This is a genomic window from Mesorhizobium sp. M0478 (genome assembly GCF_040321305.1).
Lineage (GTDB): Bacteria > Pseudomonadota > Alphaproteobacteria > Rhizobiales > Rhizobiaceae > Mesorhizobium.
Genome location: NZ_JAMYRH010000013.1, coordinates 41,975 through 57,345, shown reverse-complemented (window position 1 = coordinate 57,345; position 15,371 = coordinate 41,975). Strand labels below are relative to the sequence as shown.

The window sequence follows — 15,371 nt, the reverse complement described above, 5'->3', positions numbered from 1 at the left end:
TTCAGGCAGAATGCGGCTTTGGCCTGGCGAGGCGCTGGATCCAGCGGAAGGCGTCGCGGCGCAGGCGCGAATGCATCTTGTCCCTGGAATTGACGCCGAGCAGCGTATCGCCGGTGATCAGCCATTTGGCCAAAAATATCGAGAGGTCGGGCTTGATGCGGTCGGCCAGTTCGATCGCGCGCGGTGCATCAAACAGCCGCCCCGTCACATTGAGAACCGTCGCCAGTTCGAGCTCGATGCCGCTGATGCGCGCCGCCTCGAAAAGCCGGTCTTCATCCGCGGGCGACCGCAGCGCGCGCACGCCCTGCAGCACATCGACGCAAAGCTGCAGCCGGTGGAACTTGTGCCCGCCGGCGGCGTGGACAATGGCGATGGTCAGCAGCGCGGCCGGCGTGTCGGCCTCGCTGCCGTCGATGATCTGCAATTCGCGAAAGCCCAGCGACAGCCGCCGCCGCATGCCGGAATCATGCACCAGGTTGCCGTGCAGTTCGATCAGCAGGCTGGTATTCTCCTTCTCCAGCCACTTGAACTCCTGCAGATCCTGCGACTGCGCCTCGCCGCTCCAGAGCTCGAAGCCGCATCCGGCAATCACCGTGTTGGCTTCAATGATGCTGGCCGGCTCGACCAGAATGTCGATGTCGGTGAACGGCCGGTCAGCGGCGTGGCGGTAAAGTTTGCGTGCGAAGACCGGACCCTTGACGATGCGGGCCGGAACATTTTTCGCCGCCAATGCCTTCATGATGCGGTCGCCATGATATTGCAGCAGCATCGATTGGCCGGTCGCCAGCGTCGAGCGATCACGCAGTTCCGACAGCTTTTGCCGCAAGGCTGCGTCCGCAGGCAGTTGGGCGTCGCCGATCTCGCTGAGCTTGCGCAGCATGATCGGCAGCACGCCGTGGAACTCGGCATTGGCGAGCAGTGCCAGCAAGCTTTCGGCAGCAACGTCACGGCCAATGGCAACCGTCGCCTCCGGGTCGGCGAAGGTCAGCAGCAGTTTTTCATCGGCAGGCGCAAGAGATGGCAGCATCAAACCCGGATTGCGTTCGCCCACATCAGCAATTCCCGTCCGGAATTGCGTCAAACAACCAACTCAGAGGAGCGTATGTTGCAGAAAAGCATGCATGAAGCCAGCGTGTGGTGGCAGAACCAGCTCATGAATTGACTTTCCACGGTTTCGGTCCATTCTTTTGCACTTGACTGAAAAGGGTGTTTGGAATGGCCAAGAAAAAGTATGAAGCGCCCGTGCTGCGCAAGGCAGGAAAGTTGTCCAGCGTGGTGGCCGGGCCGTCGCTGCCGATACCGCGATAAGACTTCTACGGCTTCGGTTTGGATGAAGCCGGAGCGGTCGGCCGCAAGGCAAGCCGCGCTGCAGGCGGGCAATCTGTCGGCGTGACTGCGGGTAACGGTCCGTCCGGTCCCGCAGGCTAAGGCAAGTTCATAAGCCGCCTGTTCGGGATATGGGCAAGGCCCCTCCGTTACAGTCCCCAGCGCAGCGCGGCTGTGTGCACCGGCGCGTCCCACATTGACGTTACCTCGTCATCCAGCATGGTCAGCGTGATCGAGCAGCCGGCCATGTCGAGCGATGTCACGTAGGACCCGACCAGCGAGCGGGTCACCGTCACGCCCTGTTTTTCGAAGATGTTTCGGGCGCTGTTGTACATCAGATAGAGCTCCATCAGCGGCGTGCCGCCAAAGCCGTTGATGAACAACAGTGCCGGGCCTTTCGCCCTGTCGCCGAGATCGCCCAGGATCGCGGCGCAAATCTCTTCGGCGATCGCATCGGCGCTTTTCAACGTGTCGCGACGCCGGCCGGGCTCGCCATGAATGCCGACGCCGAATTCCATCTCGCCATCACCAATCTCGAAGGTCGGCCTGCCGGCCGCCGGCACCGTGCAACTGGTCAGCGCCACGCCCATCGAACGCGTCGCGCTGTTGATGCGACCGCCGAGCGCCTTGAGATCCGCCAGCGCCATGCCTTGCTCGGCGGCGGCGCCGACGATCTTCTCCACCACCAGCGTGCCGGCGACGCCGCGCCGGCCGGTCGTAAAGGACGAATTCTCGACGGCGACGTCATCATTGATCACCACCTGCAGGACGCCGTCGGCCATTTCGCCGGCCATGTCGAAATTCATCACGTCGCCTTCATAGTTCTTGACGATGAACAGGCAGCCGGCGCCGGTATCGACGGCGGCGGCCGCCGCCAGTATCTGGTCCGGCGTTGGCGAGGTGAAGACCTGGCCGGGGCAGGCGGCGTCCAGCATGCCGTGACCGACAAAGCCGGCATGCAACGGCTCGTGGCCGGAACCGCCGCCCGAGATCAGCGCCACCTTCCCCGGCTTCATCACCTTGCGGCGAATGAATTTGTGCTCCTCGCCCAGCACCAGGATGTCGGCATGAGCTGCAACGAAGCCGTTGAGGCTTTCGGTCAGCACCGTGTCGACGGAATTCATAAACTTCTTCATGTGTCCTCCCGACACAACACGATCAGCCACCACTCCTGCCGGTGATGCTGGTGATCTTCTGGATGAATTCGTTGATCGCCTTGTCGAGCGCTGCATTCTGCTTGTCGTCGCCGAAATCGGGCACGATCAGCGAGACATGCCGGGTCTTGCGCATGCCTGCCGCAACCGACATCTTGCCGGGATGCGCCAGATGATAGGCAGCCAGAAACTGATCGCGCTCGGCCGGACTGAAATGGCAGACCGAAAAAATAGCCGGCAGATGTTTTGACGGGATCGGGGTCGAATAGGCCGCGCTGGAAATCTGGGTGACGAAGCTGCGGTGCTTGCCAAGCGCGTCGGCAAGGCGTTGTCGCATACCCGACGGTCGCTGGTCGATGACCTGCGACAGGATCGTCTTGTAGGCGCGGATCGCCTCTTCGGAGCCGGCTTCTGGTGTCTTGTCGGCCATCTCAGTCATCCTAGACCGATGCATCCGAGATGGCCGCCTTGGCCATGGCGAGTTGGGCGGGAGCCACCGAGAGATCCCGCAGGCCGGCCTCGAGCAGTGCCGGGATCGATGCCGGATCGCCGCCGGCATCGCCGCACAGGCTGACTGGGATTTTCGCGCGCAGGCCAAAAGCGGCAACCGAGCCGATCAGCCGCAACACGGCGGGATGGCGGACAGAATTAAGATGCGCCACGGCTGCGTTATCGCGGGCAGCCGCCATTACATATTGGGTCAGATCGTTCGAACCGATCGAGAAGAAGGCGACATCGGCGAACGCCTCCGGCGCGATCGCCACCGAAGGCACCTCGACCATGATGCCGAGCGGCGGCATTTTTTGCGCGATGCCGCGCGCGGCAAGCCCGGCCTGCTCCTCCACGAACAGAGCGGCGGCGCGTTGGTATTCCTCCGCGACGGCGATCATCGGAAACATCACCTTCAGATTGCCGTGCACCGCCGCGCGCAGCAGCGCCCGGATCTGTACGCGAAACACCTCCGGCCTTGCCAGCGACAGCCTGATGCCACGCAGCCCGAGGAACGGGTTGCTCTCCTCGACGGTGAAGCCCGGCACCGGCTTGTCGCCGCCGGCGTCGACGGTACGGATGGTCACCGGCTTGTCGCCTGCCCATTCCAGCACCTTGCGATAGGCCTGGTATTGCGTCTCCTCGTCCGGCGGCGCCTTGCCGAACAGGAATTCGGTGCGCATCAGCCCGACCCCGTCGCAGGTCGAAATGTCGATGCCGTCGACCTCGGACGGATCGGCGATGTTGACCTGCACGCGCACTGTCGTCCCGGCCCGGGTTACCGCCGGTTTCGCGAGATAGACTCCGGCCTTGTCTCGATGTGCCACAAACGAGGACGAGGACCGGTGGAACGCTTCGATCTCGGTCGTGGTCGGCGAAAGCACGATACCGCCATGCTCCGCATCGAGCAGAGCCAGACCGACGGGATTAGCCGGCGAAGCGCCAAGCCCCACCACCATCGGCACGCCGCGCGAGCGCGCCAGCATGGCGACGTGGCTGGCGGCGCTGCCGGCCCTCAGCGCGATGCCGCCGCCGGTGCTCCAGTCGGTCTCGAGAAAGCGCGTCGGCGCGATGTCCTCGCCATAGAGAATGGCGCCGGCTGGTGGAGCGCTCTCCTGCTCCTCGGTAAGGGCGCGCAGCACGCGGTCGCGGATATCGCTGATATCGGCGGCGCGAGCCCGGAAATAGTCCTGGTCTGACGTTTCGTAGCCGGAGATCTCGGCGTCCAGCGCCTGTCGCCAGGCCATGTCAGCCGGCATGCCGGACGCGATCGCGGCAAAAGCCGGGCCGGTCAGGGCATCGTCCTCAAGCATGGCGAGCTGGAATTCGAGAATGCCGGCGGCCTCCTCATCGGCGGTTTCAATCAGGGTCGCGAGCCGGTCAGCCGAACTGGCGATAGCTGCTTCCAATGCAGCCTTTTCCTCGCCGGCTGTCGCCTTCCGTGTGTAGTGCGCGGTGCCGTTGTCGAGGTTGAACAACGGCCCCTCGGCATAGCCGGCCGAGGCCGAAATGCCTTGCAGCCTAAGCGGTTCGGGCATGGCCCGCATCCTCGTCGAAACCGCGTCGCACCAGCTCGGCCAGCGCTCTCACGGCATCATCGGCGCCGTCGCCTGTGGCCCGGATGTGCAGCATGGTGCCTTTCGGCGCCCTGGCCGCCATCACCTTGACGATGCTCTTGGCGTCGAACCATGGGCCGTTGGCGGCAAGCGCAATCTCCACCTCGGCGGCAAAGCTCTTGGCAAGCTTGGTGAACTTCACCGAAGGGCGCGCGTGCAGACCTACCTCGTGGGTGATCAGGACGGTGGCCTCGGCAAATGCGGACATCAGGTCAAAATTCCCGTTCGCTCACGACGGCGACAATTCATGCGCCGTCGCCACCACTTCCTTCAGCGAGGCCCCGCCGGACGCCTCCGTCGCAGCCATCACCGCGCCTTCGACGATCGGCGCGTTGCAGACGATAATCCTGAGCGCCCGCGGCTCGCCGATCATTTCCACCGCCATTTCCGAATTGGTCTCGGCGCCGCCGAGATCGACCAGTATGGCGACGCCCGCCTCCGACCACGCCTTGTCGATGGCGCCCATGATCGCTTCGACGCTGGTGCCGAGCCCGCCATGGCCGTTTCCGCCGCACCATGCAAGCGGCACTTCGTCGCCCACCATCTGCCGCACCATGTCGGCCGTGCCTTCGGCAACCAGCGGCGAATGCGAGACGATGACGATGCCGACATTGCTCATGCTTGGCCCTCGACGGTTTCGGCGACGGTCCGCACCAGCAGCGCCACAGAGCGTCCGCCGGCATCCATATGACCGATTGAGCGGTCGCCGAGGAATGAGGCGCGACCGCGTGTTGCCTTCATCGGCACGGTCGCCTCGGCAGCCACGTCGGCGATATCTGCAATTTCCATGGCCGTCTTTCCTTCGACCAACGCGTCCTGCACAGGTTGCAGCACATCGAGCATGGTCTTTTGACCAACCTGGGATTTGCCTCTGGCGGCCACAGCTTCGATTGCCTTGCCGAAAGCAGCCGTCAGCTTGGGGCGATCCGGCTCTCCTGAAATCTCCTTGCCCAGCGCCAGGAACAATGTGCCGAACAGCGGCCCGGACGCGCCGCCGACCGTCATCACCAGCTTGGTGCCGATCGCCTTCAGCGCCTCGGGCAGCGGCTTTGCAGCGAACGCCCCGGCATCGGCGCGCACAGCCTCGAAGCCGCGCTTCATGTTCAGTCCATGGTCACCGTCGCCGATCGCCTGGTCGAGCGCGGTCAACTCTTCCGAGTGAGCGGCGATCGTGTCCGCGGCGGCGGTGATCAGCCTGGCAAGGTCGAACGCTGCCATGTCCAGATTCCCGGTTTCGATCCTGCCGGCAGTATCGAAAGAATTCTCATTCGACAATCGAAGCATGCCGTCAGGCCGCTGCATGCAGCGCGGCGGCGGCCGCGAACACTTCGGCCACGGCATGGGCGCCAGGGTCGGCCACGCCTTGCAATTTGGTGCCGACATAGGCGGAGCGGCCGGCCTTCGCCTTCTCCATGGCCGCGGTCGCCTCGGCGCCGTGCCTCGCCGCGGTCGCCGCGGCATCCAGCCCCTTGGCGTCGAGCGCCTTCAGCGCCGGCTCAAGGGCATCGACCATGGTGCGGTCGCCGACCCTGGCGCCGCCGTAGAAGGTCATCCGGTCAAGCCCGGCCAGCAGCGCCCTGGACAGGGTCGCACCAGTATTCGAAGCCTGCGCCGCCGCGGTGAAGAAGATCGACAGCAGCACGCCTGAGGAGCCGCCCATGGCCACGCCCAGAGCATCGCCCACCGCCGCAAGCGTGGCGGCGGGATCGGCAAGCGGAAGCGTGTCGAGCTTCTCCAGCACGCTGCGCGCGCCGGTCGCCACCGTCGAACCGGTATCGCCGTCGCCCGCCTTGGCGTCGAGCCCGTTCAGTGTCTCTTCGAGCTCGATCAGCCGTTCGCAGACCGTGACGATCAAACGCCTGGTACCGGGACCCTGACTGGCCTTTTGGGCTGCGCTGTTTCCAGCCGCTTTCGCCATAGGCACGATAGCCGGCGCGACGACGGTTTTGGCCGGCATCCAGGCATGTGGGCCGACAGGCGCCAGCAAGGCTGCCTCGCGCGCCGCATCGAGCTTGATCAGCGACAGCGAAAAGCCGTTCATGTTGAGCGCCGTCATCAGCGGTCCGGGGCCGATCGCAAGTTTGACGGTCTTGGCCAGCGGCGAGGCCAGCACGGCATTGGCGACCAGCGACATCTCAAGCGGCGGCACCGAGCCGAGATTGTTGATGAGCAACGCGTGGCTGGCGTTCGGGTCGAGCCGCGCGGCCAGCCGCTCCGCCATGATCGCCACCAGCTTGTCGGCGCTTTGCACCGCGATGCGCTCGACGCCCGGCTCGCCATGGATGCCGAGGCCGAGTTCGCCGTCATTTTCGCCGAACCGCTCTTCATGTGGCTGGCCGGGGATCGAGCAGGACGACAGCGACATGCCGAGCGAGACGATGTCCTTCGCCGCCGCGCGAGCGGCTGTAGCAACGGCTGCCAAGTCCTGACCGGTCTCCGACAAATGGCCGGCGATCTTGTGCACGAACAAGGTGCCGGCGACGCCGCGCGGCTGGTTGATACCCGGCAGGGCGATGTCGTCGGCAACGATCGCCATCTCGACGCGAAACCCCTCGGCGCGCGCCTTCTCGGCCGCCAGGCCGAAATTGAGCCGGTCGCCGGTGTAGTTCTTGACGATCAGCAGGCAGCCGGCGGGGCCGGTCACCGCGCGGATCGCCGCCAGCACCGCCTCGACGCTGGGCGAGGCAAAGATCTCGCCCGAAACCGCCGCCGTCAGCATGCCCTTGCCCACAAAGCCGGCATGGGACGGTTCGTGTCCGGCGCCGCCACCGGAGACGACGGCAACTTTCGCCTTGTCCCAGTCGGCGCGCAGCACGACCTTGATCTCGGGGTAACCGTCGAGGCGCGCGAGATCGCCGGACCCGATGGTCCGCAACAGGCCATCCAGCGCCTCGGTGACGATCGTTTCCCTGCGGTTGAAAAAGTGCTTCATCGAGTTCGTCCCGTATTCGCAATCGTCAGTCAGAAGCCGGCGTCTAGACCGCCGAAACCGTCACATCAGTCGTTGTCCGTCGGCGCCGAAATACAGCGGCGAGCGGTAGCGGATCACCACTTTGTCGCCCTCGGCCAGATCCGTATCGGGGTCGGTGAGCGTCACCAGTTTCTTTGGGCCGACCGTAACATGCAGATGGTTCTGGTCCCCGAGATGTTCGACCCAGTCGACGACGCCTTCGGCATGGCCGTTTGCGGCCTTCTCGATCGACAGATGCTCGGTGCGCGCGCCGATGGTCTTGGTTCCGGTCGGCGCCCCACCATCAGGCAGCAGCCCGGCCGGCAGCAGGTTGATCGCCGGCTGGCCGAGGCGGGCCGCGACATGAAGGTTGGCCGGCTCCGAATAGATTGTGCGCGGCGTGCCGATCTGCACCAGCACGCCGTCATTGAGGATCCCGATGCGATCGGCCATGGTCATCGCCTCGATCTGGTCGTGCGTGACATAGAGCATGGTGGCGCCGAGTTCGGCCTGGATGCGCTTGAGTTCGAGCCTGAGATCGGCGCGCAATTTGGCATCCAGCGACGACAGCGGTTCGTCCATCAGATAGATCGACGGTTTGCGCACCAACGCTCGGCCGATGGCGACGCGCTGCATCTCGCCGCCCGACAGTTTGGTCGAGCGGTTGGCGAGCTTGTGGTGGATGCGCACCATCCTTGCGACCTCTTCGACGCGGCGGCGAATCTGGTCCTCCGGTACTTTCCGCGCCGGCGAGCGCAGCGGGAAGGCGAGGTTGTCGTAGACTGACAGATGCGGGTAGAGCGAATATTGCTGGAACACGAAGGCGGTGTCGCGCTCGGCCGGCGACAGCGTCGTCGCATCGTGGCCGCCAATATGGATCGTGCCGCCATCCGGCCGCTCCAGTCCGGCGATCAATCTCAGCGTCGTCGTCTTGCCGGCGCCTGTGGGACCGAGCAGCACGACGAATTCGCCATCGGCGATGTTAAGGTCGAGGCCATCGACGGCGACATGGTCGCCGAAGCTTTTGGTCACGCCCTTGATGTGCACGTCAGCCATGCTGCGCTCTCCCTTGAGAGGCGGTATCGTGAACAGCGGTGCGCACGGCGCGGCCCGATCCCTTGTCGAAGAGTGACAGCCGCGCGCTGTTCAACATCAGGCCGACATGATCGCCGGCAGCGAGCCGGATTTCGGCCGGCACCCGCGCCTTGATGATGCCGTCCGCCGTCTCCACCGCCACGATCTGCGTCGTGCCGAGATATTCGGTGCCGTAGATGGCGCCGCGCAGTTTCGACGCATCGTCGAAACGGATGTGCTCGGGACGGATGCCGAGCGCCATGTCGGCGGGCGCAATTTCCTCGCGCACTTCCGGCACCGCCACCTTGGCGCCCTGGACGACGATTTCCTTCGCCCCCTTCGCCAGCCCGCCACCGAAGCCCAGGAAATTCATCGGCGGCGAGCCGATGAAGTCGGCGACGAACATGGTTGCCGGGCGGTCGTAGATTTCGCGCGGGCTGCCGAACTGTTCGATGACGCCATGGTTCATGACGGCGATCTTGTCGGCCATCGACATCGCTTCCATCTGGTCGTGCGTGACATAGACGGTGGTGGCGTGGATGCGGTTGTGCAGCTCGCGCAACTCATGCACCATCAGATCGCGGAATTCGGTGTCGAGCGTGCCGAGCGGCTCGTCCATCAGAAAACACTTTGGCCGCCGCACGATGGCACGGCCGAGCGCGACCCGCTGGCGGTCGCCGCCGGCAAGCCCTGAGACCGATTTGTTGAGCAGGTGGTCGATGCGCAAAAGCTTGGCCGTCTCTTCGACCCGCTGGCGGATCTCGGCGGACGGCATGCCTTGCGCCAGCAGCGGGAAGCCGATGTTCTTGCGCACATTCATATGCGGATAGAGCGCGAACAGCTGGAACACGAAGGCAATGTCGCGCTCCCGCGCCCGGCGCATGGTGACATCCTCGCCGCCGAGCAGGATCTGGCCGCCGGTCGGCAGTTCGAGCCCGGCGATCATGCGCAGCGTCGTCGTCTTGCCGCAGCCTGACGGCCCAAGCATCACGAAGAACTCGCCATCCTCGACGACGAAGCTGGAATCCTGCACGGCGACGAAATCGCCGAAGGCCTTTCCCAAATGTTGGACGCGGATTTCGGCCATGATTATTCCGGGAATTTCGAGACGATGATGAACATCACCGTGCCGGCGAGCATGGTGATGAAGGAGTAGGTGTAGAGCGCCAGCGCGAAGGGCTGGAACAGCATCAGGAATCCAATGGCGATCAGCGTCGTGGCGATATTTTCCATGAGGCCGCGCCGGGCCCAGCGAGGCCAGGATGACTTTTTGGAGATGGCTGGGCGCGTCATGCGTAGCTCCCTTCCTTCTGCCCGGTAACGGGGCGAGACGGTTGCCAGGTGGTTCCCCCACTCCGTCGCTGCTTCGCAGCGCCACCTCTCCCCCCTCCGGAGGGAGAGGAAGGGAGCCTGGCTGAATGAAGTTCGCGTCCTTCCTCTACCCCGTCGATCGGGGGAGAGGTGTCGAGCGAAGCTCGAGGGAGTGGGGGTCGACCTGGCACACCAATCATTTGCGCACCGCCCCAAAAGTGATGCCGCGCAGCAATTGTTTGCGAAGCAGGACGGTGAAAACCAGGATCGGCACCAGGAAGATCGTCGTGCCGGCCGCCACCGCCGGCCAGTCCTGGCCGCCTTCGCCGATGATGGTCGGGATGAAGGGCGGCGCGGTCTGCGCGGTGCCGGACGTCAAGAGTGCAGCGAATGCATATTCGTTCCAGGCGAAGATCAGGCAGAAGATGGCGGTCGCGGCGATGCCGGTAGTCGCTTGCGGCAGCACGGTGCGCCAGAAGGCCTGCAGCCTGGTATAGCCGTCGATCATCGCCGCTTCCTCATACTCGCGCGGGATCTCGTCGATGAAGCCTTTCAGCAGCCACACCGCGAGTGACACGTTGACCGCGGTGTAGAGCAGGATCATGCCCAGCGCGGTGTCGGACAGGCCGAGCTCGCGGTACATCAGGTAGATGGGAATCGCGACCGCGATCGGCGGCATAAAGCGCGTCGACAGGATGAAGAACAGAAGGTCATCGGCCAGCGGCACCTTGAAGCGCGAGAAACCGTAGGCCGAAAGCGTGCCGAGGAATACGGCGCAGAAGGTGGAACCGAAGGCGATGATCAGTGAGTTGACGAAGCGCGGCAGGAAATTGGACGGGCCGGCAATCACCATGTTGCGCTTGCGCGAGGTCTCGTCGCAGAAACCGGTCGCGGGTCCGAGCGAGTTGATGTAGTCGGGCGTTTGCCTGGTGCGCGTCGTGAACAGGTTGCAATAGCCCTCGATGCTCGGCTGGAACAGAATCTTGGGCGGATAGGCGATCGAATCCGGCGGCGTCTTGAAGCTGGTGGCGAAGATCCACAGCAACGGCACGATCGAGATCAGCGCGTAGAGCACGATGATCGTGCCGGCGATCCGCTTCGAATTGGCCGAGGGGGCGACGACGGAGTGGGCGGTGGTCAGGCTCATCTCTGCTTCACCTTGTTCAGCGCCTTGACGTAGATGTTGGCCAGCCCAAACACCGCGACGAACAGGATGATGGCGAAGGCCGAGGAATATCCGGTGCGCCAGCTCTCGAAGGCCTGCCGCTTCAGCGTGATCGAGGCGACCTCGGTGGTCGAGCCCGGCCCGCCACCGGTCAGCAGGTTGACCATGTCGAACATCTTGAAGTTCTCGATGCCGCGAAACAGCACCGCCAGCATGATGAAGGGCAGCGCCATGGGCAGCGTGATCGACCAGAACTGCCGCCAGTTGGACGCGCGGTCGACCTCGGCGGCTTCATAGATGTATTCGGGGATGGAGCGCAGGCCGGCGAGACAGATCAGCATGACATAGGGCGTCCACATCCAGGTGTCGACGATGATGATCGACCACGGCGCCAGCGACACGTTGGACAGCATCTGGATGTCGGTCGGTGGTATCCGGGTGACGAACGAGATGGCGTAGGCGAACAGGCCGATCTGCGGCTCGTAGAGGAAACGCCAGAAATTGCCGACCACCGCCGGCGACAGCATCATCGGCACCAGGATGATGGTCGTCCAGAAGGCGTGGCCGCGAAACTTCCTGTCGATCAGCCATGCCAGCGTGAAACCGATCAGCGTCTGCAGCAGGATCGTCCAGAACACGAAATGCGCCGTCGTCTGCATGGCGATCCAGATGTCCTGGTCGCCGAGGATGCGCTGGTAGTTGGCGAAGCCGAGGTTTTTCACCACCTCGTTCGGGCGGTTCGCGCGGAAGTTGGTGAAGGACAGGTAGATCGCCCAGAACAGCGGGAAGATGTTGATGGCCAAGAGCAACAGGATCGTCGGCGAGATGAACAGCCAGGCGAGGCCCTTGTCGCTGATGCCCCGGACCTTGCGGGCCAACGGCTCCGGGGTCGCCCGGGCAACGTTCTCCGCAGTCCGATTGAGCATGGTGAGTCCTGCTTCGGTCACGTCAAGTCTCGACACTGGAATTTATCTGAACTGCGTCCCGTGCCAAGGGCGGCACGGGACGCGTCGGCGCGACTCGGGAGGAGCCGTTAAACCGTTGTCCGGTTACATCTTGCCGTCGTCCTGGAACACTTGCGTCCAGTCCTTGACCAGGCCGTCAAGCGCGTCCTTGGCCGAACCCTGGCCGGCAACGACATAGTCGTGGAAGCGCTTCTGCGACGCCTGCAGCAGCGGTGCGTAGCTCGGCTCGGCCCAGAAGTCCTTCACGATCGCCATCGAGTCGAGGAAGGTCTGTGCATAGGGCTGGCTGGACGGGAAGGCCGGGTCCTTGACCACCGCGTTCAGGCAGGAATAGCCGCCGAGCGACCACCATTTGGCCTGCACATCCTTGTTGGCGAACCACTTGATGTATTTCAGCGCCGATTCCTGCTTGTCTGAATAGGACACGACCGAAATGCCCTGGCCGCCAAGCTGCGCAAACTGGGCACCGCCGGGACCCTTCGGATTGACGAAGTAGCCGATCTTGTCACCGCCGACATTCTCGTCCTTCTGCAGGCCGGGCCAGGTGAAGGCGAAGTTCATGTGCATGGCCACCTGACCGGATTTGAAGGCGTCGACGCCTTCGCCCATATAGCTGTTCGAGGCACCCGGAGGCGTGCAGCAATCGTAGAGCGACTTGTAGAACTCCAGGCCTTTGACCGCGTCTGGCGAATTGACGAAGCCTTCCATCTCGTAGGGCTTCTTGGGGTTTTCATACTGGAAGCCGTAGCTGTAGAGCACGTCCATGGCGCCCATGGTGATGCCTTCCGAGCCACGCTCGGTGTAGATCGAAGCGCCATAGACGGTCTTGCCGTCGATCTCGCGCTTCTGGAAGAACTCGGCGACCTGCTTCAGCTGGTCGAAGGTGGTCGGTGGGCCGAGGTCCCAACCATACTTTTCCTTGAATTCCTTCTGCAGTTCCGGCTTGGAGAACCAGTCCTTGCGGTAGGTCCAGCCGACGACGTCGCCCATGGCCGGCAGCGCCCAGTAGTTCGGCGTGTTCTTCGGCCATTCGGAATAGCCGACGACGGTTGCCGGCACGAAGTCGTCCATGCTGATCTTCTCCTTGTCGAAGAAGTCGTTCAGCTTGACGTAGTGGCCGTTCTCGGCCGAGCCGCCGATCCACTGGCTGTCGCCGATGATCAGGTCGCAAAGTTTGCCGTGCGAGTTGAGCTCGTTGAGGAGGCGGTCGGCATAGTTGGTCCACGGCACGAATTCGAATTTCATGCCGATGCCGGTTTCCTTGGTAAAATCCTTGGACAGTTCGACCAGCGCGTTTGCCGGATCCCAGGCGGCCCAGCAAAGCGTCAGGTCTTCAGCGTGCGCCGCGTTCGAGACGGCTGTCGACGCGGTAATCGCCGAGGCCAGCCCCAACGCCTGTTTCAAGCTCGATTTCATGCCTTCCTCCCATTTGCGAAACGCGCCCGGATGGCCGTTTCAAGAACCCCTCAACCCTCGCTCCTCCGAGGGGCTAAACACGGCGCACTATGCGTCGCCAGGGCGGCGCGGTGCGCCGCAGATGTTTAGTAATTTGTTTAGTGATGCAATTTTTACTAAACAAGGCAAGCGAATTCGTCGCTGCGCCGCAACATGGCGAAACGGCGATTGAAATCGTTGGGAAATGATTGCCGGACGGCTCGCCCGGAAGTTGCTTAGCCGGGGTCGCCTATAATTTTCGTCTGCGGCGTCACCGGCCGAACAGGGGGCGCGGGCGGTAGCAGCGCGCGGATGTCGGCGAAGGGAAATGTCGGCTCGAATCGGAAGGCCTCGGCCAGGGAGCCGGGAACGCTGTTGCATTGCCCGGCGCGAAACTCATTCTGGACGCGCGCTCTGTCGACATATTGCTCCGGCCACTGCGACTGGTGCGCTCGGATCGCCTGCGTCTTGATATCGCCGTAGGCGGAAATGTCGACGTAATGCGTCGGCGCAAAGCCGGTGCCGCCCATCGTGTCGGCATGCAGCACGGGGACGCCGAACGAGGCCGCGATGCGCACGCCGTCCGACAAAGCACGATGGTCGGCGTGATAGTCGTTGGGGGCATGCGTGATCACCAGATCCGCCGCGGTCTCGCGTATCAGCGCTTTCAGCGAAGCGATCAGTGCCGCATCGGCCACCAGTTCGCCGTCGGGAAAGTCGAGAAAGCGAAGGGTTGCGCCGAGCAACGCCGCAGCGGCCGCCGCCTCGTCGCGGCGGACACGAGCCAAAACGCTCGGGTCGCCCATGCCGCCCCTGGCGCCATCCGTGGCCACGGCAAAAGTCAGTTCTGCGCCTTGCGTGGCATAGGCAGCCAGCGTACCGAACATGAATATCTCGATGTCGTCGGGATGCGCGCCGAGCGCCAATACCTTCACTGCACTCTCCCCGGAAATGGAAAAACGTGACGAACGGAATCCTGCTCGCCCTCATCGCCTATGCAAGCTATTCGTGCAGCGATGCCGTTATCAAGAGCCTTGGCGGACAGTTCACCGTCTTCGAGATCGGCTTCTTCATCACGCTGTTTGCCGGCTGCTTCCTGTTTTTCAGCCGCCCAGTCGATGAGCGCTGGCGCGACTTCTGGCGCACCGGGCGGCCATGGGCGGTGCAGGCCCGCGCCTGGGCCGGCATCGCCTCGGGCGTGCTCAGCGTCTACGCCTTCACCACCATTCCGCTGGCCGAGACCTATGCACTGATCTTCCTGGCGCCGCTTTGCCTTACCATTCTCTCGACCGTCATCCTGAAAGAAAAGGTCGGTCCATGGCGCTGGCTGGCGGTGGTTGCCGGCTTTGCAGGTGTCATGCTGGTGGTGCGGCCAGGTTTTCGCGAGTTGCATCTCGGACACCTTGCCGCCTTCACGGTGGCCTTCCTTGCCGCGGCCAGCGTCATCCTGATGCGGTCGCTCGCCCAGCAGGAAAAGCGCACCACCATGCTCGGCGTGCTCATCGGTTACGGGCTGCTGTTCAACGGGGCCGGCACCATCGCCACATCGTTCACCCTCCCCAACGCCATGCAGCTGCTGTGGCTGGTGCTGGGCGGCGCCTTTACCGCCGGCGGCCAATTGCTGCAGCTGCTGGCCGCCAAATACGCACCGGCCAACCGCATCGCGCCGACGCATTATTCGCAGATCGTCTGGGCGGTGATCCTCGGTGCGTTGTTCTTCCAGGAGTATCCGGACTGGATATCGCTGGTCGGCTTGGCCGTCGTTGGCGCGTCCGGCCTGCTCACCATGGTGCGCGAGGAGGTGCGGCTGGGCACGGTGCGCTGGAACCCGTTTGCGCGCACGAGGCTTTGATCCGGTTGCATGGCCATAGTGACCGCTGATATGCG

Annotated in this window: 16 protein-coding genes; 1 reads left to right on the top strand and 15 read right to left on the bottom strand. The window is 63.7% G+C overall.

Going from position 1 to position 15,371, the window contains the following annotated elements:
- Position 1 precedes the first annotated feature (1 nt).
- The 15 genes from NKI64_RS25625 to NKI64_RS25555 form a co-directional block, all read right to left on the bottom strand.
- A complete protein-coding gene (locus NKI64_RS25625; RefSeq protein ID WP_023668787.1) occupies positions 2 to 1,027 on the bottom strand; it encodes a nucleotidyltransferase family protein in 1,026 nt (341 codons plus the stop codon).
- Positions 1,028 to 1,475: 448 nt separating this feature from the next.
- On the bottom strand, positions 1,476 to 2,462 hold the full coding sequence (gene dhaK, locus NKI64_RS25620; RefSeq protein WP_023694188.1) for a dihydroxyacetone kinase subunit DhaK: 987 nt from the start codon (positions 2,460 to 2,462) through the stop codon (positions 1,476 to 1,478).
- 22 nt (positions 2,463 to 2,484) lie between these two features.
- Positions 2,485 to 2,910 carry a hypothetical protein gene (locus NKI64_RS25615; RefSeq protein ID WP_023668784.1) on the bottom strand — a complete coding sequence of 142 codons (426 nt, stop codon included), beginning with the start codon at positions 2,908 to 2,910 and terminating at the stop codon, positions 2,485 to 2,487.
- A 10-nt stretch (positions 2,911 to 2,920) separates the two neighbouring features.
- Complete coding sequence (ptsP, locus tag NKI64_RS25610) at positions 2,921 to 4,507, bottom strand: phosphoenolpyruvate--protein phosphotransferase (protein WP_352670821.1); 1,587 nt, start codon at positions 4,505 to 4,507, stop codon at positions 2,921 to 2,923.
- Positions 4,491 to 4,793 (bottom strand): HPr family phosphocarrier protein, encoded by a 303-nt coding sequence (locus NKI64_RS25605; protein WP_023684207.1) that lies wholly within the window; start codon positions 4,791 to 4,793, stop codon positions 4,491 to 4,493. The genes ptsP and NKI64_RS25605 overlap by 17 nt, the downstream gene beginning before the upstream one ends.
- A 21-nt stretch (positions 4,794 to 4,814) precedes the next feature.
- Positions 4,815 to 5,204 (bottom strand): dihydroxyacetone kinase phosphoryl donor subunit DhaM, encoded by a 390-nt coding sequence (gene dhaM, locus NKI64_RS25600; RefSeq protein ID WP_023725850.1) that lies wholly within the window; start codon positions 5,202 to 5,204, stop codon positions 4,815 to 4,817.
- Positions 5,201 to 5,803, bottom strand: a complete 603-nt coding sequence (gene dhaL, locus NKI64_RS25595) for a dihydroxyacetone kinase subunit DhaL (RefSeq protein ID WP_023806153.1) — start codon at positions 5,801 to 5,803, stop codon at positions 5,201 to 5,203. The genes dhaM and dhaL overlap by 4 nt, the downstream gene beginning before the upstream one ends.
- A 70-nt stretch (positions 5,804 to 5,873) precedes the next feature.
- Complete coding sequence (locus NKI64_RS25590) at positions 5,874 to 7,517, bottom strand: dihydroxyacetone kinase subunit DhaK (protein WP_352670816.1); 1,644 nt, start codon at positions 7,515 to 7,517, stop codon at positions 5,874 to 5,876.
- 60 nt (positions 7,518 to 7,577) lie between these two features.
- Complete coding sequence (locus tag NKI64_RS25585) at positions 7,578 to 8,591, bottom strand: ABC transporter ATP-binding protein (protein ID WP_023711247.1); 1,014 nt, start codon at positions 8,589 to 8,591, stop codon at positions 7,578 to 7,580.
- A complete protein-coding gene (locus NKI64_RS25580) occupies positions 8,584 to 9,696 on the bottom strand; it encodes an ABC transporter ATP-binding protein (RefSeq protein WP_023711246.1) in 1,113 nt (370 codons plus the stop codon). The genes NKI64_RS25585 and NKI64_RS25580 overlap by 8 nt, the downstream gene beginning before the upstream one ends.
- Positions 9,697 to 9,698: 2 nt before the next feature.
- Complete coding sequence (locus NKI64_RS25575) at positions 9,699 to 9,902, bottom strand: hypothetical protein (protein ID WP_023668776.1); 204 nt, start codon at positions 9,900 to 9,902, stop codon at positions 9,699 to 9,701.
- A 214-nt stretch (positions 9,903 to 10,116) separates the two neighbouring features.
- Positions 10,117 to 11,067: a carbohydrate ABC transporter permease gene (locus NKI64_RS25570; protein ID WP_023696983.1), complete on the bottom strand. Its 951-nt coding sequence runs from the start codon at positions 11,065 to 11,067 to the stop codon at positions 10,117 to 10,119.
- A complete protein-coding gene (locus tag NKI64_RS25565) occupies positions 11,064 to 12,011 on the bottom strand; it encodes a carbohydrate ABC transporter permease (protein ID WP_031198535.1) in 948 nt (315 codons plus the stop codon). The genes NKI64_RS25570 and NKI64_RS25565 overlap by 4 nt, the downstream gene beginning before the upstream one ends.
- Before the next feature lie 123 nt (positions 12,012 to 12,134).
- Positions 12,135 to 13,466: an ABC transporter substrate-binding protein gene (locus NKI64_RS25560; RefSeq protein WP_352670811.1), complete on the bottom strand. Its 1,332-nt coding sequence runs from the start codon at positions 13,464 to 13,466 to the stop codon at positions 12,135 to 12,137.
- Positions 13,467 to 13,720: 254 nt separating this feature from the next.
- Complete coding sequence (locus NKI64_RS25555; RefSeq protein ID WP_023715560.1) at positions 13,721 to 14,419, bottom strand: PIG-L deacetylase family protein; 699 nt, start codon at positions 14,417 to 14,419, stop codon at positions 13,721 to 13,723.
- 26 nt (positions 14,420 to 14,445) lie between these two features.
- On the opposite strand from NKI64_RS25555, the gene NKI64_RS25550 reads away from it, so the two are divergent.
- A complete protein-coding gene (locus NKI64_RS25550) occupies positions 14,446 to 15,336 on the top strand; it encodes a DMT family transporter (protein WP_352670808.1) in 891 nt (296 codons plus the stop codon).
- Positions 15,337 to 15,371 lie beyond the last annotated feature (35 nt).

What these genes read in the sequence shown, in the direction of transcription:
- NKI64_RS25625 (WP_023668787.1), bottom strand. Translation starts at nt 1,027, where the DNA reads ATGCTGCCATCTCTTGCGCCTGCCGATGAAAAACTGCTGCTGACCTTC.
- dhaK (WP_023694188.1), bottom strand. Translation starts at nt 2,462, where the DNA reads ATGAAGAAGTTTATGAATTCCGTCGACACGGTGCTGACCGAAAGCCTC.
- NKI64_RS25615 (WP_023668784.1), bottom strand. Translation starts at nt 2,910, where the DNA reads ATGGCCGACAAGACACCAGAAGCCGGCTCCGAAGAGGCGATCCGCGCC.
- ptsP (WP_352670821.1), bottom strand. Translation starts at nt 4,507, where the DNA reads ATGCCCGAACCGCTTAGGCTGCAAGGCATTTCGGCCTCGGCCGGCTAT.
- NKI64_RS25605 (WP_023684207.1), bottom strand. Translation starts at nt 4,793, where the DNA reads ATGTCCGCATTTGCCGAGGCCACCGTCCTGATCACCCACGAGGTAGGT.
- dhaM (WP_023725850.1), bottom strand. Translation starts at nt 5,204, where the DNA reads ATGAGCAATGTCGGCATCGTCATCGTCTCGCATTCGCCGCTGGTTGCC.
- dhaL (WP_023806153.1), bottom strand. Translation starts at nt 5,803, where the DNA reads ATGGCAGCGTTCGACCTTGCCAGGCTGATCACCGCCGCCGCGGACACG.
- NKI64_RS25590 (WP_352670816.1), bottom strand. Translation starts at nt 7,517, where the DNA reads ATGAAGCACTTTTTCAACCGCAGGGAAACGATCGTCACCGAGGCGCTG.
- NKI64_RS25585 (WP_023711247.1), bottom strand. Translation starts at nt 8,591, where the DNA reads ATGGCTGACGTGCACATCAAGGGCGTGACCAAAAGCTTCGGCGACCAT.
- NKI64_RS25580 (WP_023711246.1), bottom strand. Translation starts at nt 9,696, where the DNA reads ATGGCCGAAATCCGCGTCCAACATTTGGGAAAGGCCTTCGGCGATTTC.
- NKI64_RS25575 (WP_023668776.1), bottom strand. Translation starts at nt 9,902, where the DNA reads ATGACGCGCCCAGCCATCTCCAAAAAGTCATCCTGGCCTCGCTGGGCC.
- NKI64_RS25570 (WP_023696983.1), bottom strand. Translation starts at nt 11,067, where the DNA reads ATGAGCCTGACCACCGCCCACTCCGTCGTCGCCCCCTCGGCCAATTCG.
- NKI64_RS25565 (WP_031198535.1), bottom strand. Translation starts at nt 12,011, where the DNA reads ATGCTCAATCGGACTGCGGAGAACGTTGCCCGGGCGACCCCGGAGCCG.
- NKI64_RS25560 (WP_352670811.1), bottom strand. Translation starts at nt 13,466, where the DNA reads ATGAAATCGAGCTTGAAACAGGCGTTGGGGCTGGCCTCGGCGATTACC.